The organism is Bacillus sp. CGMCC 1.16541, from assembly GCF_003184905.1.
Lineage (GTDB): Bacteria > Bacillota > Bacilli > Bacillales > Bacillaceae_H > Priestia.
Genome location: NZ_QFRU01000009.1, coordinates 136,270 through 156,581, shown reverse-complemented (window position 1 = coordinate 156,581; position 20,312 = coordinate 136,270). Strand labels below are relative to the sequence as shown.

At 35.3% G+C, this 20,312-nt stretch carries 20 protein-coding genes; 10 read left to right on the top strand and 10 right to left on the bottom strand.

Features of this window, described 5'->3' with window-relative positions; all coding sequences use genetic code 11:
• Positions 1-161: 161 nt before the first annotated feature.
• Positions 162-476 (bottom strand): DUF5634 family protein, encoded by a 315-nt coding sequence (locus tag DIS06_RS11255; RefSeq protein WP_110113368.1) that lies wholly within the window; start codon positions 474-476, stop codon positions 162-164.
• Between the two features lie 168 nt (positions 477-644).
• Here DIS06_RS11255 and DIS06_RS11250 point away from each other — a divergent pair, with 168 nt between their 5' ends.
• The 3 genes from DIS06_RS11250 to DIS06_RS11240 all read left to right on the top strand — a co-directional run bounded on the left by DIS06_RS11250 (position 645) and on the right by DIS06_RS11240 (position 3,047).
• A complete protein-coding gene (locus tag DIS06_RS11250) occupies positions 645-1,490 on the top strand; it encodes a cobalamin-binding protein (protein ID WP_110113367.1) in 846 nt (281 codons plus the stop codon).
• A 352-nt stretch (positions 1,491-1,842) separates the two neighbouring features.
• Complete coding sequence (locus DIS06_RS11245) at positions 1,843-2,304, top strand: DinB family protein (RefSeq protein WP_110113366.1); 462 nt, start codon at positions 1,843-1,845, stop codon at positions 2,302-2,304.
• A 116-nt stretch (positions 2,305-2,420) separates the two neighbouring features.
• Positions 2,421-3,047: a CBS domain-containing protein gene (locus DIS06_RS11240; protein WP_110113365.1), complete on the top strand. Its 627-nt coding sequence runs from the start codon at positions 2,421-2,423 to the stop codon at positions 3,045-3,047.
• A gap of 76 nt (positions 3,048-3,123) precedes the next feature.
• Here DIS06_RS11240 and DIS06_RS11235 read toward each other — a convergent pair whose 3' ends face one another.
• Complete coding sequence (locus tag DIS06_RS11235) at positions 3,124-4,101, bottom strand: ring-cleaving dioxygenase (protein WP_110113364.1); 978 nt, start codon at positions 4,099-4,101, stop codon at positions 3,124-3,126.
• Between the two features lie 189 nt (positions 4,102-4,290).
• Here DIS06_RS11235 and DIS06_RS11225 point away from each other — a divergent pair, with 189 nt between their 5' ends.
• The gene (locus DIS06_RS11225) at positions 4,291-4,908 is read left to right on the top strand and encodes an NUDIX hydrolase (protein WP_110113362.1); all 618 of its coding nucleotides are present in this window, start codon (positions 4,291-4,293) and stop codon (positions 4,906-4,908) included.
• Positions 4,909-5,173: 265 nt separating this feature from the next.
• A complete protein-coding gene (locus tag DIS06_RS11220) occupies positions 5,174-6,139 on the top strand; it encodes a VanW family protein (protein ID WP_110113361.1) in 966 nt (321 codons plus the stop codon).
• Between the two features lie 22 nt (positions 6,140-6,161).
• Here DIS06_RS11220 and DIS06_RS11215 read toward each other — a convergent pair whose 3' ends face one another.
• Positions 6,162-7,097, bottom strand: coding sequence for a PD-(D/E)XK nuclease family protein (locus DIS06_RS11215; RefSeq protein ID WP_162595960.1), 936 nt, complete (start codon positions 7,095-7,097; stop codon positions 6,162-6,164).
• A 277-nt stretch (positions 7,098-7,374) separates the two neighbouring features.
• Between DIS06_RS11215 and DIS06_RS11210 the strand changes: the two genes are divergently transcribed.
• The 3 genes from DIS06_RS11210 (at position 7,375) to DIS06_RS11200 (ending at position 9,894) form a co-directional block, all read left to right on the top strand.
• Positions 7,375-7,824, top strand: a complete 450-nt coding sequence (locus tag DIS06_RS11210) for a GNAT family N-acetyltransferase (protein ID WP_162595959.1) — start codon at positions 7,375-7,377, stop codon at positions 7,822-7,824.
• Between the two features lie 337 nt (positions 7,825-8,161).
• On the top strand, positions 8,162-9,262 hold the full coding sequence (locus DIS06_RS11205; RefSeq protein ID WP_110113358.1) for a tyrosine-type recombinase/integrase: 1,101 nt from the start codon (positions 8,162-8,164) through the stop codon (positions 9,260-9,262).
• Positions 9,263-9,312: 50 nt separating this feature from the next.
• Positions 9,313-9,894 carry a VanZ family protein gene (locus DIS06_RS11200; RefSeq protein WP_110113357.1) on the top strand — a complete coding sequence of 194 codons (582 nt, stop codon included), beginning with the start codon at positions 9,313-9,315 and terminating at the stop codon, positions 9,892-9,894.
• A 117-nt stretch (positions 9,895-10,011) separates the two neighbouring features.
• Here DIS06_RS11200 and DIS06_RS11195 read toward each other — a convergent pair whose 3' ends face one another.
• Complete coding sequence (locus DIS06_RS11195; protein ID WP_110113356.1) at positions 10,012-10,998, bottom strand: DMT family transporter; 987 nt, start codon at positions 10,996-10,998, stop codon at positions 10,012-10,014.
• 120 nt (positions 10,999-11,118) lie between these two features.
• On the opposite strand from DIS06_RS11195, the gene DIS06_RS11190 reads away from it, so the two are divergent.
• Positions 11,119-11,904 (top strand): HAD family hydrolase, encoded by a 786-nt coding sequence (locus tag DIS06_RS11190; protein ID WP_110113355.1) that lies wholly within the window; start codon positions 11,119-11,121, stop codon positions 11,902-11,904.
• A 54-nt stretch (positions 11,905-11,958) separates the two neighbouring features.
• Here the strand turns inward: DIS06_RS11190 and DIS06_RS11185 are convergent, their stop codons facing one another.
• On the bottom strand, positions 11,959-12,939 hold the full coding sequence (locus tag DIS06_RS11185) for a DUF4003 family protein (protein WP_110113354.1): 981 nt from the start codon (positions 12,937-12,939) through the stop codon (positions 11,959-11,961).
• A 142-nt stretch (positions 12,940-13,081) separates the two neighbouring features.
• Positions 13,082-13,381 (bottom strand): hypothetical protein, encoded by a 300-nt coding sequence (locus tag DIS06_RS11180; protein WP_110113353.1) that lies wholly within the window; start codon positions 13,379-13,381, stop codon positions 13,082-13,084.
• Between the two features lie 101 nt (positions 13,382-13,482).
• Between DIS06_RS11180 and mug the strand changes: the two genes are divergently transcribed.
• Positions 13,483-14,004 carry a G/U mismatch-specific DNA glycosylase gene (mug, locus tag DIS06_RS11175; protein ID WP_110113352.1) on the top strand — a complete coding sequence of 174 codons (522 nt, stop codon included), beginning with the start codon at positions 13,483-13,485 and terminating at the stop codon, positions 14,002-14,004.
• Between the two features lie 434 nt (positions 14,005-14,438).
• On the opposite strand, the gene DIS06_RS11170 is transcribed toward mug, so the two are convergent.
• The 4 genes from DIS06_RS11170 to helD form a co-directional block, all read right to left on the bottom strand.
• Positions 14,439-15,143: a hypothetical protein gene (locus DIS06_RS11170; RefSeq protein WP_110113351.1), complete on the bottom strand. Its 705-nt coding sequence runs from the start codon at positions 15,141-15,143 to the stop codon at positions 14,439-14,441.
• A gap of 1,215 nt (positions 15,144-16,358) precedes the next feature.
• On the bottom strand, positions 16,359-17,162 hold the full coding sequence (locus tag DIS06_RS11165) for a hypothetical protein (RefSeq protein ID WP_110113350.1): 804 nt from the start codon (positions 17,160-17,162) through the stop codon (positions 16,359-16,361).
• Entirely contained in the window at positions 17,146-17,676 is a 531-nt protein-coding gene (locus tag DIS06_RS11160; protein WP_110113349.1) for a sigma-70 family RNA polymerase sigma factor, read from the bottom strand. Before DIS06_RS11160 ends, DIS06_RS11165 begins: the two co-directional genes overlap by 17 nt.
• A 159-nt stretch (positions 17,677-17,835) precedes the next feature.
• Positions 17,836-20,178: an RNA polymerase recycling motor HelD gene (gene helD, locus DIS06_RS11155; protein ID WP_110113348.1), complete on the bottom strand. Its 2,343-nt coding sequence runs from the start codon at positions 20,176-20,178 to the stop codon at positions 17,836-17,838.
• Positions 20,179-20,312: the final 134 nt, after the last annotated feature.

Sequence of the window (20,312 nt, the reverse complement as noted above, 5' to 3'; positions counted from 1 at the left end):
ACCCAGTTTTCAACTTAAAGGTGTTTTTTATTTGTCTCACTTTATGGGGTCAGTCCCTAGACACCTAATCTAACATTTTTGGGGTTTTTGCTTCAACTTCGCTTCATTAACGTTCTATTATGTTACTTAATGAAAAAAGACAGCGTATTAGCCGTCTTTTTTTAACTTACATTGGCATCATGATTTAAAATACGAAAAGCTTCTTTGGCATTTTTATAAATGCCTAACTTCTTTTCATTTATAAGGAGTTCCCATTTATGATGTTGTGCAGAATAACGATCAGCATGATCTTTTAGATGTGGAACCTTTATGGAGATTTGTTTTCCATTCTTTTTAAAGCGATAACCAATATAGCATAGTTCTGAGTCACTTTCTTCTGAAAATAATTCAATCGGTGAAACGCCATATTCTTTTTCAAACAACCCAATCAATCGTTTTTTATCGTTATAGACGGTCTCCCAACTTAAAAACACCATCTTACCAACTCCTTTTCATCAAGTTTACTTACAGTATGTACACGTATCCTTTATTGATATACTCTCCTTTACAATGAAAGAACAGTAATTCTATTAGATTGTAAAAAGGATTTTTCGACAACAAACGAGAAGTAAGTGAAAACGCAAGATTAAATGGAGTTGATACAGATGAAAGTTGTTTCTCTATGTCCGAGTAATACCGAACTGCTTGCCTATTTAGGATGCCTTGATTTGTTAGTAGGAGTTGATGATTATTCAGATTGGCCTAAAGAAGTAAAGCACTTACCAAGAGTTGGGCCTGATTTAACGATTGATCTGGATGCTGTTGAAAAGCTTGAGCCCGACCTTATTCTTGCTTCTTTAAGTGTCCCTGGGATGGAGCGTAATATCGAAGAGCTAGAAAAACGAAAGCTTCCTTATATCGTTTTGAACCCTAATTCCTTGGATGAAATCGCACAGAGTCTTCTCGTAGTAGGTGAGGCTTTAAGTGTAAAAGAACAAGCAGAAACGATCGTAGAAGCCTATAATGACACCTTACATACATATCGACAGTTAGCAAAAGAAATCTCTAAAAAACCCACACTTTATTGGGAGTGGTGGCCCAAACCGGTTTTTACTCCAGGTTATGTGAATTGGTTAACGGAAATAAGTGAATTAGCTGGTTGTGTGAATGTTTTTAGCGATATACAAAAAGAAAATGTACAGAGTGACTGGGAAGAAGTGAGAAGACGTAATCCTGATCATATTTGTCTAGCTTGGGTAGGGGTTCAAACAAACAAAGTAAATCCAACCATTGTCTATAAGCGACCTCATTGGCAAACTATGCATGCAGTTAAAAATCAATCGATTCATGTTTTAGAAGAATGGTTATATTGCAGACCATCGCCAAGACTGTTAACGGGTTTGCACAAGTTAGCCTCCTTGATTCATCCTAACGTTTTTCCAGCTTTTAAGGGTGAAGACATTTTACTAAGTATAATGAAAAGAACATCATCATGTCATAAGACTAAATAGCCATATATTTTAAAGGAAATGTTGAATGAAAAGGAGAATAAAGTCTTTATATACCATGTACTCCTTAAAGCGCCGATTTTACTGACTTTATATAAATTGTATGAACGATTCTAACTGTTTCTTCTATTATTTAGCAAGTAAATATAAAATGACTCTTCACAAATCGTACAATATATGATTGACTTATCACAGGTATTTAAAAACTAGTAAGTAGAAAGAAAAACTCTAGAGGAAATCAATAGTGGGTATTTGCGTCTTGCTATTGTACAAGCAGTTTAAATCGTATTAAAAAAGGGATGGCGCTTGCTTGGAATAGAAGCTCCTCATGAAATAGAGAGAAGGAGGAAAATAGATGTATGTCCAAGGCGTACTACACCAATTAAGCGTAGCTATTTCAACAGTCTTAACAATGATGGAAGAATTAAGTGAGGAAGAATTAGATCAAGGTCCAATTCAAGGAAAACGGTCAATGAGGGAGTTATTATCTCATTTATCGCTTGTTATAAAAGCAGATTACCTCATCTCAACAGAAGCAACCGAAGAGGAAATGGGATATTTTTACGCAACGCATTCTCCTACGACGTTAAGTGAAATGAAAACAACGTTAAAAGAAGGATATAAAGAAGTAGCGCTTACGTATCACCGGATGACAGATGAAATGCTTCAAGAGAAAAAAGAGGCTTATTGGGGCGTATCTTATACTCGTTTTGACTGGTTGTTAGAGATTATGAATCATTTTTATCATCACCGTGCTCAATTTCATTTATATCTGGTATTGAGTGAAAAAGACCCTGATATTCCGCTTTTTGAATAGCGTTATTGTCGTAATTATCTTATTTTTTATAATCAGGCATTTTCTTTATATTTGTAAATATGTTTAATTAACGAACATGAATTTTATGTCGTGATACGAAGAAAAGGAGCCTGAATATGAAGGTGAAATCATTGTATGTTCAAAAAAATAATGTGGTTACCTGTACGTTAGATATGACTATTAGAGAAGCGCTAGAAGTTTTAACAACAAGTGGTTATCGCTGTGTACCAGTTGTAAGTGGAGTGGAGTTTGTTGGGCTTGTATACAAAATTGATGTGAAGGAATATCTGTATGAACAAAATGGTTCAATGGATGACTCGATTCAAAAAGTGATGTCAGATTCAGACGCCTTTGTCTGTCCCAACACATCATTTGTTAAAGCGCTTTTAACGATTAAACGATTACCCTTTTTAGCTATTGTGGAAAATAAGCAATTGCTAGGAATCTTAACACACTCTAAAGTGATGGAAGTGCTAGAAGATGCTTTAGGTGTGAAAACAGGAGGCATTCACTTAACGATTGCAGGCACAGACCGAAAAGGGTCACTTCACTCGTTATTAGATGAGCTGCGAGCTTTTAATATTGAAGGAGTACTTTCATTAGATAACGGAACTAAACTGTTTCGCCGTACGTCGATTACGTTGCCGCTTTCTACATCCAAAGAAGACATCGAGGCAATCATCCGAAAAGTAGAGCACAAAGGGTTTCGTGTCATTGATCAAGAAACGATTAATCATGATTGAACAACAAATGACAGAAACAGCCTAAAAAGGCCGTCAGTATACAATGAATACCTATTCTGACGGCCGAAAAAGCTTATTATTTTGTATGAAGTGGTTTTAAGCTTTCTTCAATTGCTTCGCGTTGATGTTCAAGATAAGGTGGTAATGCTAACTTCTCACCTAAATGTTCAAATGATTCATCATTTTCAAATCCTGGTCCATCAGTAGCAAGTTCAAATAAAATACCATTTGGATCACGGAAATACAATGAACGGAAATAATAACGTTCAACAAATCCAGAGTTAGGTAGATTGGCTTCAGTAATAAATGTTACCCATTTTTTTAATTCCTCAGCATCTTCTACACGCAGGGCAACATGGTGAACACTCCCACGACCAGGACGCTCCAACGGTAAATCTTTGCGACCTTCAAGATGAATCTCTGCACCGGTTCCTCCTTCACCTGTTTCAAAAACACGAATTGGATCCTGATTAAGCACCGGAGACGGATAACTTCTTGTTTCTTGATACCCTAGTAGATTTGTTAAGATGTGTGCGGTTTGTTCTGAACGGTATACTGTCAATCGTACGGGACCTAAACCAAGAATACCATACTGTTTAGGAATTGGACTTTTGTTCCAAGGAGTTCCACCCTTTACCCCGCTATTTTCTTCATCAGAAACAAGTGCTAAGCGTTGTCCTTCAAAATCACGAAAAGTTAAGACAGCACGTCCTGTTTCATATGAGATTTCATCATGATTGATGCTATGTTGTTCAAAGCGTTCTTTCCAATATAAAAGAGAAGCATCATTTGCAACACGGAGAGAAATCGTGGAGATACTATTTGTACCAGGGTATGTTTGACCTGCATTTGGAATTTCAAAGAATGTTAGATCTGTACCAGGATTACCCCGCTCATCTGCATAAAATAAATGATAAACGGATGTATCATCTTGGTTGACAGATTTTTTAACTAAGCGCAGACCTAATAGTTGAGTATAAAATTCATAGTTCTTTTGAGCATTAGCAGTAATAGCTGAAACATGATGGTGTCCTTTTAACGGCTTTAAATCCATGATAGATAGCCTCCTTCTGGATATGTTCTTACTTTATAGTATAATCAAAAAATACCCTCCATTCAAGATATATCAATTTGAGACTTTTGGTGAATGGTTAATATATGGTACGATTAATACAAGTTGGTTAAAATACGTCGTAAGTGGTGTAAAATGTAAATGTACAGACAAATTAGGAAGTGTAATAGAATGAATATTAAGCAAATTAATGAGAAGCTAAAAAATCATACCCCTCAGCTTTTAGGTGCAGAAACATTTAAGCACTTTTCTGTATTAGTCCCGCTCGTTGAAAAAGCCGATGGTCTTCATGTTTTATTTGAAGTCAGAGCGTTTAACATGAGGAGACAGCCAGGTGAAATTTGTTTTCCAGGTGGTAAAGTAGATGAAACCGATAAAGACGAAAAGTACACTGCAATACGTGAAACGATGGAAGAACTTCGCATTACGAAAGAGCAAATTATGCATGTTCAACCGCTTGACTATATGATTTCACCATTTGGTACAATTATTTATCCATATGTCGGAGTGTTACACAAAGTGTCTTCTTTCACCCCTAACCAAGCAGAGGTCGCTGAAGTGTTTACCGTCCCTCTTGAACATTTTAAACAGACCCCACCTGAACGTTATAGCGTACAATATGAAGGTAAACCTGAATCAACGTTTCCGTTTCACCTCATTGCAAATGGAGAAGAGTACAATTGGCAAACAAGAGCGATGGAAGAGTATTTTTACTATTATAAAGACAAAGTAATCTGGGGGCTAACCGCACGAATTTTACATCATTTTTTAGAAGTCATTGAGTCATAAAAAAAGAGCGTCAACACATGTAAAAGTTGACGCTCTTTTTTTAACTATTTCCATCTAAACTAGTTCTCTAGTAGTGCATAACTTTATCAATCTCATGAAAAAAGATGTGTTTTTTAAAAAATATTCATATATCGGCTAAAATTCTACTAGTTTTAATAGCTAACATCTGTAAATTCTTATATAATATTGAAATTGTAAGGTGTTTGAAATAATTGTGATAAAAATGACATAAAAGAGAAATCAAAGTCAGGATAAGGGGGACCATATGAAAAAAATTCTAGGGTCACTTTTAATTGTTTCGGTTTCGTTAAATGCATATTTTGCTTATGATATGTATGAAGACCATTCACTTCCTAAACAAGTAGAAGCGACAAAGCAAATTAGCGAAGAAATTATCGAAGAAGTCGTAGAGGAAGTGCCAAAAGCTCTTGTTCCAACTCCTGCGAATTATACATATCAGCTAAAAGATTCGCGAACAGGCCAAGTGATTCAACAATACGATCCCATTCATTTTAACGATGAAAAAACGTACAAAGCAGATATTGAAAAGTTGGCGAAAGAATTGGCAAAGCAATATGATCAACCGATGAAGAATGTAAAGTTAGATAGTAATGGACAGCTTGTTGGTGGACAAAAACGAGTTGTTTTAAAAGAGAAAGAATTAATGGAGAATTTACGCAGTTTAACGTTAGAGCGTTTTGACGTAGCCGTACCAATCTATGAAACTGCACCAAATATAACAGCGGAAAACGTACGAGGCATTAACGAAACGGTTATTGGTACGTACACAACCAAATTTAATGCAGGTGATACAGGACGTACACGGAATATTGAACTATCTGCTCAAGCCATTCAACAGGTTGTGTTAGGACCCGGTGATTCTTTTTCTTATAATGAAGTAGTTGGAGAGCGCACAGCTGAAAGAGGTTATCAACCCGCACCTGAAATTATTGAAAAAGAGTTGGTAATGGGCATTGGCGGAGGAATCTGTCAAACATCTTCTACTTTGTTTAATGCTGTAGACGAAGCAGGATTAAAAACAACGACTCGTACTCACCATTCAAAAGAAGTAGGGTATGTACCTGCAGGACGTGATGCAACTGTTTCCTGGGGTGGACCTGATTATAAATTTATGAACGATAAAGACTATCCAGTCATTATAAAAACCATCATGAATAAAGCGCAAGGTACATTAACCGTTGAAGTGCGTACTGCTCAGCGCTACTTATAAGAAAACCGCTCATTAAACATGTTTAGTGAGCGGTTTTTTGGCATAGTTCTTTATAGTTACACATTTCACAACGAAACGTGTTTGTTGTTTGCAAAAACTGTGATAATGCAAGTGGTTCATTTGTTTCGCTATCCTTTTGATATTGCCTCATGTATTGTATACTTACTTTCATTTGTTCATACATACCATCAATCTCATTCTTTGTGAGTTGATACGTATGACACCCACCTGTTAACAAGTATTCGTTTCGAATCTCAATGTCTTCAATTGCCACATCTAACTCTCTTATTAAATAAAGAGCATAAAGAGCTAATTGTCCAACATCATCTGCTGATTTCTTTCCGGTTTTCCAATCAATAATGACCCACTTGTTCCTTGCAGCATCTTGATACATTAAATCTATGACCACATACACTTTCACACCCTCAATTTCCATGAAACGAAATCGTTCGGATTCACATTTGTGCACATCTTTTGTTTTCACAATTTCTTGAAAAGATTTACTTGTTAAAAAGTGTTTCAAGCAGGCGTTCAATTTTTCATGGATGTTCTCAATCTCTTTTTCAGATAACTGATCGTAGTAATAAATTTCATGTAGCATATGGTAGTGATTCGGTTTTTTTAACCATTGCTGCTTTTGATCTTTAGATTGTAAAAAGATGCGTCGTAATTGCAAGCGAATGCGGTGTTCAAGTTCAGCTTCGTGAGGAATCACACCCGTTTTTAAAAAGTCTTCAATAACGTATTCAATTTCTTCGTGAACAAGTTGACCAAATAAAGCAGGAAGATTGCTGAGCTTTTTTAATCGATAGGCATCTTTTGAAAGAGAAGGACTTGTCGATAGCCACCCATTATGAGAGAGGTAATAATGATAGGCATACTTTTTTGCACATTCCATTAACATGTTATGACGGGAATAAGACCATGAAAAATCAGGAAACGCTTTGACTTCAAACAAGAAATTCACGTCCTTTTCATTTTTGGTGGGAAGCATGGTCGTGGTGTGCAGTTTTATTCTCTTTATATAAATACGAGAAACATGCCCCTTATCCTGTATATTTCAACGCTTTCTTAAGAGGAAAAGTCATTTTTATAAAAAGTTTTAAAAAGAAGTGATCCATTTCTTCATCTCCTCCGTTTAGTAATGGTATATCTCCTTCTCGTCATCTTTTCTTTTGCTTTACCATAGAATGGATAGAGCTTCTGTAAAAAAACAGAAAAGAAGGTGCAATCGGATGCATATTCAAATTGATTTGTTGACGCAACTCACATATGAAGACATTCATTTACTTTTACAAGAAAGCTTAGAGGAAGGCTATGCATTTGTTGATCGCTTAACCAATGAATACTTTAGCGGCATTAATCGTTTCACCAATCGAGGTGAAGCGTTGTTTGGTGTATATAATGAAGAGGAACAATTAATTGCTATTGGAGACATCAATAGAGATTCTTATTCTAAAGAACCACAAGTTGGTCGAATGCGAAGATTTTATGTAAAGAAAAGTGTACGTCGAAAAGGAATTGGAACGGAACTAGCGGAAACGATTTTGGATTACGCTCAATATTATTTTTCTACGATTGTGATACATACAGATTCAGATGAAGCAGCTTCTTTTTATCAATCGCTGGGATTTGTTCAAACATCGTATTATGAAAAGTCATCGCATGCGTTTCATTTTGCATAAGTAGGTTACGAACCACTTACTTCTTGTTTATTGAAGAGGTCTTTTTTTTTGTGTGTAAAATCCTTTATCATACTAACGCAAGATAACACTATCTTATCGAGCGTTAGTATGATAAAGTAAAAGAATGATAGGAAAACTAATATTTTATTCCATTATATGGATTTTTTATAAAGTGATGCTGAAAAACGACTTCTTTAAATAGGGTAAATTTTAGTTTTTACATACTTGGTAATATGATAGGTATCAAAACAGAGAAAGTTTAAAATAGAAGGGTTTATTGCGTTTTGAAGAGATTGGGTTTATTTTACATATTTTTTCATAAAAGTAGGTGAATCAAATGGATTTAGTCAATCAATCTAATTTCTTAAAGCAATCATCAACATCATTTCAACAACTAAAAAATGAGTTTCATTCTCGTCAATTTATTAACGAAGAAAATGATTTGGATTTAACTCACGCAACTGACGAAGAATTTGTTGATTTGTTTTTTTCATTAAAAGTATTACGAAAGTCATTATCTCCACATACCATTCGTGCGTACAATCAAGACATGCGAAACATCCTACACTTTTTTTATGAACAAAAAATTTCGTTAAAAGAAATTGGATTTATGGAAGTAAAACTGTTTAACCGAGTAATGACTGAAAAATATGCCAACCGGTCTGCCGCTCGAAAACTAGAGTTTTTTAAGCGACTGTTGGAGTTTGGTCATCAAACGCATTTTTATCCGACCTTGTATACAACATGGATTGAAAAGCCAACGATTGCAAAAGGACATTACAGTGATAAAAAAGAAGAGCGAAAAAATCGTACAGAATTTCGAGAGCTAACAGAACGAGAAGCTGAAGTGATTGTTCGAGGTCTCGAAGGTGTAGTAAGAGTGTCGACATACAAAGAACAATATCAATTACGAAATCGGTTAATCGGAAAACTACTCTATTTAAGTGGCCTTCGTTCGAGTGAACTCCTTAGCTTAAACTGGGGGAGTTTTCGAGAAGATCGACGTGGGAATGTTATTGCTGATGTTATTGGGAAAGGGAAGAAAGAACGGACGATTCCCATCTTTAAAGAAGTAGAAGAAAGTTTGCGAGATTATCGAAGGACGTTAGGAGAGAGTGTAGATTTTTCTCCTTTTGATACAACGCCTTTGTTTTATCGAATCAAAGATTACTATCGAAGCGGTCGAAAAGAGCGTTTATCTTATACGACATTATATCGAGTAGTGAAATCAGCGGTCTATTACGTTCAAGGAAATTCATCCATTTCACCGCACTGGTTTCGACACAGTTTTATTACAAATAGCTTAGCAAAAGATGTGCCGCTAGCAGTTGTCAAACAAGTAGTGGGTCATTCATCCATTGCGACAACAAACGTCTATTTGGAAAAACTACAAGAAGAAAGTGTGTATGATGCATTTCGTCAATCTGGCTACCGATAAAAGTTACTATAATATAATTATGTAAACTAATAAATAGAAAGGATTAATAAATGAGTAAATCTTCTATTCTTTCATTTTTGTTTTCTCAAAGTTTATTTATTGGATTCATCCCAATTTTGACACCGCTCTATTCTTATTTACATCCTATGGTCTTTTTTGTTTTATGGATTTGTTTCACAGGGTTTGTTACATATATCGTGTATGCAGTTAGAAACGAAACCATCACTATGTCGTATCGAGTATTTCTTGTTTTAATAGGAGTATATACAATTGGACTACTCATATTATTATTTAACCGACCAAGTGAACAGCAATATGGAAACATGAACCTCATCCCATTTGCGACCATTACGCTTTATCTTTCTGGTGCAGCAAATCCTCTTGTGGCATTCTACAACCTTGCTGCTAACATCGGTCTATTCGTTCCGTATGGGTTATGGGGAAGAAGGAGCAACCAATCAACATTCGTTGTTTTAATCATAACAATTGTAACCATCTCAGTCATTGAACTTACACAGTATTTGACGAAACGAGGGAGTCTGGATGTAGATGATTTATTATTAAATGTGATAGGCGTATTTGTTGGCTATGTTTTCTATCCACTCTTTTATAAAGTAGTTCGCATCACGTAAATGATTGAATGTAGAAGGAATATAAAGTGGGGGCTAGTAATAACAACGTCTAAAGCTCAGAGCCGTTTTGTACTCTGAGCTTTAGACTTATTTTATAAAAAAAGGCTTAATAAATCATTAAGCCTTTTTTATGATTGACTTATTCTTGTTTTGTAACGAAAAGGACTGAGGAGATCTTGATACGTAGCTGTGAAGAATCATTCCAATGATAACAAATGCAATTCCAACCCAAGAAATGACGGATGGCAAAGACATTGATAAAAAGAGTACTTCTCCAGCAAGAGTAAATAAAACAGCAATTGATTGCGTTGCTTCAACAGCTCCTAATTTTGACATATCACCTCGAACCAAATCAGTTGCTTTAAAGAACAAAACTGTTGCGATAACTCCTGAACAAAGAGCAACCAAAAATGATTGAGTGAGCTGATTCGAACTTGGTAATCCATCTGTCATCCAGGCATAAACGGAAAGAACAATCCAAAGTGGTAAACTAGCAATTGTCATACCTAAAACTCGCTCATAAGCATCTAACCGACCATCGCATACTTCCATCATTTTGCGGTTTCCGAGTGGATAAGCAAATGAAGCGAGAAGAACTGGCATAAACCCTAACAACATATCTGATACAGAAAGAGACGTAGCGCGTTCTACTTGCATCAACACAATCCCTAATAAGATCATAAGCGACATCACTAATCCTTTATAAGGGATCTTACCTCTTACTTTAATGGCTCCATTCTTTGTTTGAATCGTTTCATAAAAGAAAGGAACAAGTAATGAGCCGGAAATAATGGTGATCTGCCATGTGCCCGCTGTTAACCAGCCAGGTGAATACGCAGCTGCAAAACATAATGGGGCATAAAACAGCCCAAATCCGATAAAACTCCACCATAGCCATTGAAGAGGCTGTTCTTTCATGACTGCAAACATCGTACGCATCTTTTTTCTTGCTACGACCATGATCACTAATAAGGGAACCATAAAGAAGTAACGCAACGAAGCACTCCAAAGCCAGTTCCCTCCTAATAATTCCATTGATCGATTTAAAATAAAGGTAAACGCAAAAAAGAAGGCTGCGCAAACCCCTAATAAAATAGGTTTCACAAAGCTCACCTCTACTTAATTGGATAAATTTCCATACTCTCACTATATCACTTGAATATATCCTTGTAACCTAGTACTATTAGAATTATTTTATTTTTTCAACAATTGGAGGAACAAAAGATGATTAAAGCAATTTTTTTTGATTTAGATGACACGTTATTATGGGATCAAAAGAGTGTCAAAGAAGCGTTTAGAGCAACGTGTACATATGCAAGTGAAAGATATCATATTGATGCAGAAAAATTGGAAGAAGCGGTTCGAGAAGCAGCACGAAAGTTATACGCTTCCTATGAAACATATGAGTTTACACAAATGATTGGAATTAATCCATTTGAAGGACTGTGGGGAAACTTCTTAGATGATGAAGAAAACTTTCGTAAAATGAAAGACATCGTCCCTACATATCGTAAAGAAGCTTGGAATAAAGGGCTACAAACTTTAGGAATCAACGATGAAGCATTGGCTTACGAATTAGCTGAGCGTTTTCCAATGGAACGTCGCAACAATCCGTTTGTTTATGATGAAACGTTTCATGTACTAGATGAGTTAAAAGGAAAGTACCAATTGCTCTTGTTAACAAATGGTTCTCCAGATTTACAAAACACAAAGTTAGAAATCACACCTGAAATTGCACCTTATTTTGATCATATCGTTATTTCAGGGGCATTCGGTCGTGGTAAACCAGATCCAACCATTTTTGAACATGCGCTAGACAAAATGAATGTGGAAAAAGAACAAGTATTAATGGTTGGAGATAATTTAATGACAGACATATTAGGGGCATCTCGTGTAGGGATTAAATCAGTCTGGATTAACCGTCATTACAAAGAGCGAAATGAAGTTATCCCAACCTATGAGATTACACATTTAGAAGAGTTGTATTCTATTTTAAAAGACTTAGGATAAAAAAGAACACAGCAAAAAAAAGACGAAATCGCGTAATGGATTTCGTCTTTTTCATTAAGCGCCTCCAGAAGATGAAGCCGCACTTGCTGCTGTGATCGTTGCAATCATCGCTGCTTGCTGTGCTTGAATGATTGTTTCCATGATTGTGTACATCTTTGTTTCTACTAAACTTGGATCATCGATTTTTTCACTAAGCACAAAGCTTGTGGCCATCATAAAGTTAATATCTTTGTACCATTTAAACGCTTTCTCGTTATTTAAATATGTAGTGAGCTGCTGAATGGTTTCAATGTCACTTATAGGATCATCTAAAGTCGCCATCATGCCAAGAGAAGCATAATGCATTGGCTTAACCTTAACATCTCTTTCTCGAAAGCGACGTTGAATGTCGGCAGTTCGCTCGACTAACCGATCTTGATGGTTTAGTAAAGATAGGATATGACTTAGAAATTGAAGGTCGTTTCCTTTTCGAAATCCGTTCGTGTGCAAAGCATCATACATGACTTCAATATCATGAAGAAGGGAATCAATCTCTTTGTCTTGAGTAGACAGCAAGACGGCTAGCGGATAATCACTGCTTGATGTAAGAAAGAAGTGTTTTTTACGCATTCCTTTATAAATGTGAAATGAGCGTTCGATTTGGTGTTGGTAATCATGTTCCGACTGATAGTGTGTCATTAAGATTAAAGTAGAAATGTACGTAAATACATTACGAGTGAATCCACCTTTTATGAGTTCTTCATAAAGGGACAAAAAGTGATGAAACGATTTCTCAGGTTGTTGTGTACGAATATCTAACATTGCCGCTATTGTAAATCGCTCTTGAGATTTTAAAGTAGAGAACGTACTCACTTCATTTTTAATATAGTCACTTAAACGGCTATATCTTTCTAAATCAAACGAGCGTTTATTCATCACATATATGGATGCAACCATCATGAATGTACGAGAATCAGCAAAGCTCCATTTGAACTTCTTCTTCAATTGTGTATAAATATCTTCGTAGAGAGTGACCTTTTCTGTGTATGTATTCAAATTCTTCACTCCATTTCTTTTATTTGTACCTTATATACGATCAATGAAGCGAATAAGTTTCATTTTTTGGAAAAAGCGGAGACATTTATAAATGATAAGGAATCAATTATAAACAAAAAACTAACCATAGAAAACGCCAAGGTTAGTTTTTTCGCTTCTGAATTTCTTCTGTTACAACAAATGCTAAATCGTCATTTCCAAACAGTGACAACACGCCGAGAAGCGTTTGATCTGCGACTTCTCCCGCTTCTTCTTTTGGTACAGTTAAGTCAACCGCATGTAAGAGAGCGGGGTTTTTATCTTGGCTCGGATAAGCACGCGTATACAGTTCAATGGGATCTAAGTCATGATTCACACACCACTGTGCAAATACAAGAATCATCATCTCTTCATCACGTTGATAATTCGCAATAATTTGTTGTTCCATTTCTTTTTGATTCATAGTGTAAAGCTCCTTTTTACGTATGTATATCTTTTATTATAACATATACGTTGTATGATAAAGAGAATGAACCATACTAGTCAATGAAAGGAGTGGTGGTGATGAATCAAGTGAAAGACTATATCAAGCACAATCTAGATATTTTATTTGTTGGGTTTAATCCAAGTTTAGTATCTGGAGAAACAGGTCACCATTTTGCAAATCCTCGCAATCGCTTTTGGACGATTTTACATAAAGCAGGGATCACACCTAGAAAATACGATCCATCGGAAGATTATAAGTTACTTGATTTAGGATATGGGCTAACAAATATTGTGATGAGACCTACAAAAGAAGCGGCAGAGATCACAAGAGAAGAATATGAAGAAGGAAGACAACAGTTAAAGGAGAAAATCGCTCTTTATCAACCTAACATTGTTTGTTTTGTGGGGAAAGGAGTTTATTTGGAGTACAGTAAGCAAAAAAAAGCTCCCTGGGGCGTGCAAGTAACATCAATTGTTCCTAACGTTATTGACTTCGTTGCTCCGTCTTCAAGCGGACTCGTGCGAATAAAATTAGATGAAATTGTTCACCTTTATTCCCAGTTACCTGCCTTAGTGCAACAAGTTAAAAAGAAATCATGAGAGGGATTTCAAGCTTTGTATAGAATATACATGCGAAAAAGGTGGAAGGGAGAACAATAAAAATGAAAAATGAGGTAATCATTAGGCTTGCTGAAGAAAAAGACATTATAATGAATTTCATGGTTTTTTGAATTTGAAGTAACAAAGTATGAACTGATTAGGACTCTTTTAAAAGAAGGAAAAACGAATGAAGAGATTGTTAAAAAAGCACATTCAAGCTTTTATGAATTGGATCAAGTGAAAAAACAACTTAATCAATATGATGGGAAATTTAAATGGGAATTGCAATAAATAACATTTATAAGTGAAGCAATGGACCTTTAGAAACGAAAAAATGAAGTTGAAAAAAGCAAGCTTTTGATTATGCTTGCTTTTTTATAGCGTAATACCTTACGTTTTACATTTCAGTTATTACGTTGTAACTCACAAGTAACTTATCCTTTAAACAAACTCCATTTTGTATGAATAGGAACTAGTTCTTCTTCGTCTTCGTCGTACTCATACAAACCACGTTCTTTTAAATACTCCACAAAATATAACTCTGCTTCTTTACGTTCATCATACGGCTTTATAGATAAAACAAATCCTAATTTATGTTGTTGTTCATTCTCGACACCAGATATGTAGGCTTTTACGTTATGTTGCAGAAATAGCTCTTTAGCGGGAATGATTAACTCTTTAATAAATTTAGAAACTAATTCCATCTCAAAATCAAAAGTAAAGCGCTCGATCTTCTCTAAATCTGCGAAAACCACACCGATAAAGGACGTATTATGTATTTCATATTCTTTTGTTTTTTCTTCCCAATCAATATGCCCAATTTCTTTTAAGTAGTTAATGAAGTATCCTAATCCTTCACGTTTACTAAATGGCTTTGTAGAAAGGACCAATCCTAATTTTTTATACTTAGGAAGATACGCACATGATAGAAAAGCAGGAACGTCATGTTGAGCAAATACATGACTCGTACCTTGTAATAACGCATCAAGCACGTGATGGGTAATTTTCATACTTTTACGAGGAAAGTAATATTCATTTTTTAAGATCTCATTCTTATCTGCGAATGTTGCACCGATGAAGCCAGTATTTGAAAGAGTAGGGGGGAGCTTCTTTTTATTTTTCTTCTGATTTGCAGCCACTAAAAAGTACTCCTTTCTGTTCGTTCTATGAAGATTTATCGAACATATGTTCTGATTATATGTTTATCATACAGAAGCTTGGACGAAATGTAAAGAGAGGAAAGAAGATTTTTTCAAAAAGAAATGAAAGGAAAAAGTACTCAGCGGAGCAAAGGGAGGGAGCGGGGCACACGAAAAAGGTGATAGCATGTAACTTGCTATCACCTTAACTAATATCTATAAACTTAGCGAGCTTCTGTTAAAGCTACCATTTCTTCTTCTTCTAAATCTATATGACAATCCATCGTGTGAATCGTTTTGTCTTCATGATTTCCGTAATAAATCGTAATATTCATGGTTATCGCTCCTTTAATGAATAAGATTCATTGGATCTAATTATGTACGTAGTTTAATTAGTATTTATTATACAACAATCCAGTATTCACCACAATAGTAAAGTATGTATATAAAGGATAGATGTAATCACGAGATAAATAAGTAATAGAATTTTTATCCAATATAATGGCTTTTATTACAAAAAATACGAGGTTATAACAATTAATTATGAATAATTATCCAAAAACAAGAGGTTAGACGCTGTGTATTTTATATTTTAATTTGTTCAATTAAATCATAATGTAAAGAATGACTTTATGATTATCGTATTATTATGTTAACTAGAAGAGAATGTTATTGAACACATCACCAGATCAAACTGTTGGTTTATCAAGTGAATACTACTTAGACGTTTGAGTTGTTTTGGATCTATTTTAAAGTGATGGTTCATTAGACACCAGCAGTTACTTTAGATTGTTGTGATAATGATATATAAAGTCACAAGTTAAAAATTTATAACCAAGACTAACGACATAACTTAATTCGCTATCTTATTTCTTCTCTGTCTCACTATCTAAAGAATACTTTTGAATTGAGACAGAAAATTAATTTTATTTATTGGTTCCTAGAAGATACATTATGTCTACTAGAATTTCGCAAATCCTGTAATACTTTTTTTAACATAAGAAACAACTGCTCACTACCTATTGCTAGATGCAGTTGTTTCTTATGTTTTTAATTTTACTTCGAATTATCTAATTTACGTTTAGCTAAAGCATTTTTGTGTGTTTTAATTTTGTCTTTCAAAAGTTCTGTACCTAATGTTTCTTTCCGAAATTGATCATATTTACGTTTTAAATATAAGTCTTTATTGTGAATGAGTTAAAAGGTTCGTAATCATCAACTTATATGACCGAATTTATCGCATTTAAATTCAATAAGAAACTTCTTTTCAAATGATAGATTGTTAAGTGTAAATACTCCTTCAATTTGAATAAGGTAAGTTTGATTATCGTCTTTTAAAGAAGTCTTATAGGACGATTGCTCCCATGCTCCAGGTGAACTGGCTAGTTGCGTAGAAACGTTATCTACGTTTAGAAAGACTTGTCGATCACGTTTCGTGCTGTATTTTGTGTCAAATGTAGCTGTTACTTCAATCTCTTTTAACATGTCAGGAAAATAGAGATACGTGGATTTCGTTGTTTCTCCGTCTACTGTTGTAGCTGGTTTAAGGTTTGAAGATGCAGCCTCTATCTTTTCACGTTCCGCTGCTAAGTGGCTCTTCACCATATCTTGAACCATTTCATTATATTCTTCTGGTGATAACCAGTCTGATTCCTTAAATTCCTCCATTGGTGGTACACTAATCGAAATGCCGCTTTTTTGTTCCATCGCTTTGTCAACTATGTTGAGGTATTGCTGATAATATTGCTTTTTTTGAGCTTCTGTAATGGGAATAGCTGAATGAGTTGAGCCACCTGTACTTATTTGATCCATCGCCTGTTCTTCTTGTTCGTTCGGTTGAATAATCGGAAACGTTAAAACAATCGCTATCATAACGGAGAAAGTAGATATAAGTACCGGTTTTAAATAACGTTTAGGTGTAGTAGAATGACGTACACGATATCGAATGCGCGTCTTTTCTTCTTCTGTTAATGTGATTTTTTCTAGAGAAGACTTTTCTAGCTCATCTTTCAAATTCATATTCGTCCCCACTCTCCTCGATTGTCGCCTTTACTAATTTTCTTCCTCTTGCTAAACGTGTTTTTACTGTATTTGCTGAGCAATTTAAGAGACCTGAAATTTCAGTGACCGATAGTTCCGCATAGTAGTATAACCAGATAACTTCACGATACTTCACAGGTAGGTTACATACTAATTCTGTAATCGTTTGATTTTGTTCTATTTGTAAATACTCCATTTCTACTGAAGTTCGGTACGTCCACATTTTGATTTTTTCTGTCAGATCTAATTTTCGATAATGCCAACTTCTTATGTAATTGTGACATTCATTGATCGCAATTCGATATAAATATGTTTTAATGGAAGAACGTTCCTCAAAATGTTCAAGATTTTTATAAAATTTAATAAAAACGTCCTGCACAATATCCTCAGCCTTCTGAAGATCTTTGACATATGTAAAAATTAAGCGCTTTAAATAGTCTCCTTGTTGCTCCATTGCATCATTTAAGTAGCGCTCCTTCTCCTCAACATTCAAAAAGTAATCCCCCTCTCTATCATGTTAGACAACGCTACAAACAATTCGGTTTCGTTTTCAAAATAAAAAGCTATAAAATCAGTGACGATTTCATAGCTTGGGTACGAGTTGTTTTCTTGTAAAGCGTTTCAACTATACCATATTTTTTACTTTATTTGTTCATTCTTCCTCTTTTTTCAGAAATCCCTCGTTTAATGCTTTTTCTAAAAACAGACTTGGCGCTCCTATGCTATAAAGTTGCAAGTGGTGCATCGCTCTCGTGCAAGCTGTATAAAAGGTTCTTCGTAAACTTTTATCTCCATAGGTATGTGTTGACGCATCATAAATAATAACAGCATCAAACTCAATTCCTTTTGATAAATAAGCTGGAATCACAACAATGCCTTGCTCATACTCAGTTGAGTTCCTTTTTATAAGCTTTAACTCTTTTATATGAGATAGTGCTTCATATGCGTGTAAGCTTTCCGCAGCAGATTTACAAATAATCGCGATACTTTGATAACCTAGGGCTTGTAAGCTAGTGATTTTAGAGATAATACAATGATGTAACTCTGAGTGATCTTTTACTTGTTTTATTGTAGGTTGCTCTCCTTCACGTTCAAATGGAACGATTGAGTCTCCGTTCGGAATGAGTCTTCGTGTCACTTCAATGATAGGCTTTGTAGATCGGTAACTGCGCGTTATATTAATAACGTCTGTTTTATCTTGACCATAAAGGCTAGTAAGTGTTGTAAAATCAACCTTCTCACTTGCATGAGCGAATATTGCTTGATTAAAATCCCCTAGCACAGTCATTCTTGCTGCCGGAAACAACCGTTTTAAAAATTCGAATTGAAATGGAGAATAGTCCTGCGCTTCATCAATGACAATATGCTTAATCGAGCTATTCGTCTGAAAACCGTGAATTAATTCCTGTAAAAGCAAAAACGGAGTTGCATCTTCGTAAAATAGTTTATCCCGCTCTAGCATATCTAATGTCACTTCACAAATAGCAGACCAAGCAGCGGGTTTATTTTCAGTTAGCCAGTGTTCATTGTGTGAAGCATGAAAGAATTGTCGGTATAGCCCTTTAATATCAATAAATTGAAAAGACTTAACCTGTTGTCGCAGTGGCTTTAATTTTTGTCCGACCAGTAATTGAGCAAGAGCTGAAGGTTCCATTTCATAATCGGCGATATTCTCTTTTGTAAAGCCATTCTTTTTGGCTAGGTAGCGATGTGCTTTATGATAAGCCTCATTACTAAGGAGTTCGATTTCCTCTTCTACCCAAAGCTTTCTCTTTTCACTTTTCTGAAACTCATTTATTTTTTTGAGTAGCCAATGCTGTACTTGTTCAAGTCTGTTAGAAAAACGAAGTGTCGTATCATGCGTATAAAAGTGTTCGGTTATTTGCTCTGCAGTCACAAGTGTCTTTTCTCTAAAGATAATATCGTGGAAAAGCATACCTGTTTGCTCCAACGACTGTCTGTATAATTGGAGAGAATCAAAGAAACGTGTTGAAGCCTTAAATTGAATACTCGCAAGTCTCGATTGATAAAAAGGAGTGTGTTCTGCTGTTAATACATATTCTAGCTGCTCATACGGGTTTTCAACTTGAAAGTCGTCACCAAGTCGATGCGTTAAATATTCTTGAAAGGTTACCTGCTGCATATTCTCTTCACCAAGCTCAGGAAGCACGTTAGATACGTAGCTACTAAACATCGTATTCGGTGAAAAGAGGATAATTTGATCCGCATCTAAGTAATCCCGATACTTATAAAGCAAATAAGCAATTCGCTGTAAAGCAGCTGAGGTTTTACCGCTTCCTGCTGCACCATGAACAATGAGTAGTCTCCCTTGATCGTGACGAATGATTTTATTTTGATCTTGTTGAATGGTCGCTACGATACTGTGCATATGTTTATCTGTTGTTTTACCTAGCACCTGCTGTAGGATTTCATCTCCGATGGTAAGACTTGTGTCAAACATCGATTGAAGACGACTGTTTCGAATCAGATACTGCCACTTCTTTTCTAACTTTCCAGTAATGATGCCACCAGGTGTTTCATACTTAGCGGATCCTGGTTCATAGTCATAGTAAACACTTGAAATAGGTGCTCTCCAATCATACACTAAGAAATTTTCTCCACTTGAATCACTAAGTGACGAAATACCAATATAAATCTGTTCTTGAGCGCTTTCACCATCTTCATTAAAGTCAATTCGCCCAAAATAAGGGCTGTTTTGCATACGACGCAATGTGGATAATCGTTTCGCTGCATGTTTGTGAGTGCTCTGACTAATTGAAAGAGCCTGTGCTTCTTGTCGTAAGCCGATGATGGTCTCTAAATAATCATCAAACGTATCTGTGTTTACTTTAACCTCATCCCAAAAGTGCTTGCGAATTTGAACGACTTCATTTCGACGTTGAGTGGTCTCTTTTTCTAATCGTTTCATGTCGTTAGTGATGATTTCTACTACTTCGTGTAATCGTTCTTGCTCTCCTTTAAAGGTTGAATCCATAGTAAACACTCCTTTAAAAATTTTTTCGTAAGTAGATTGACTAGCACAGGAATATTGTTGTATAATTATATTAGGGATAATTTAATCAATTTTAATATAATTGTGCGTATCTATATAAATTTACCATACCTACT

Coding starts and splice junctions, on each gene's coding strand:
- DIS06_RS11255 (WP_110113368.1), bottom strand. CDS start 476: ATGGTGTTTTTAAGTTGGGAGACCGTCTATAACGATAAAAAACGATTG.
- DIS06_RS11250 (WP_110113367.1), top strand. CDS start 645: ATGAAAGTTGTTTCTCTATGTCCGAGTAATACCGAACTGCTTGCCTAT.
- DIS06_RS11245 (WP_110113366.1), top strand. CDS start 1,843: ATGTATGTCCAAGGCGTACTACACCAATTAAGCGTAGCTATTTCAACA.
- DIS06_RS11240 (WP_110113365.1), top strand. CDS start 2,421: ATGAAGGTGAAATCATTGTATGTTCAAAAAAATAATGTGGTTACCTGT.
- DIS06_RS11235 (WP_110113364.1), bottom strand. CDS start 4,101: ATGGATTTAAAGCCGTTAAAAGGACACCATCATGTTTCAGCTATTACT.
- DIS06_RS11225 (WP_110113362.1), top strand. CDS start 4,291: ATGAATATTAAGCAAATTAATGAGAAGCTAAAAAATCATACCCCTCAG.
- DIS06_RS11220 (WP_110113361.1), top strand. CDS start 5,174: ATGAAAAAAATTCTAGGGTCACTTTTAATTGTTTCGGTTTCGTTAAAT.
- DIS06_RS11210 (WP_162595959.1), top strand. CDS start 7,375: ATGCATATTCAAATTGATTTGTTGACGCAACTCACATATGAAGACATT.
- DIS06_RS11205 (WP_110113358.1), top strand. CDS start 8,162: ATGGATTTAGTCAATCAATCTAATTTCTTAAAGCAATCATCAACATCA.
- DIS06_RS11200 (WP_110113357.1), top strand. CDS start 9,313: ATGAGTAAATCTTCTATTCTTTCATTTTTGTTTTCTCAAAGTTTATTT.
- DIS06_RS11190 (WP_110113355.1), top strand. CDS start 11,119: ATGATTAAAGCAATTTTTTTTGATTTAGATGACACGTTATTATGGGAT.
- DIS06_RS11180 (WP_110113353.1), bottom strand. CDS start 13,381: ATGAATCAAAAAGAAATGGAACAACAAATTATTGCGAATTATCAACGT.
- mug (WP_110113352.1), top strand. CDS start 13,483: ATGAATCAAGTGAAAGACTATATCAAGCACAATCTAGATATTTTATTT.
- DIS06_RS11165 (WP_110113350.1), bottom strand. CDS start 17,162: ATGAATTTGAAAGATGAGCTAGAAAAGTCTTCTCTAGAAAAAATCACA.
- helD (WP_110113348.1), bottom strand. CDS start 20,178: ATGGATTCAACCTTTAAAGGAGAGCAAGAACGATTACACGAAGTAGTA.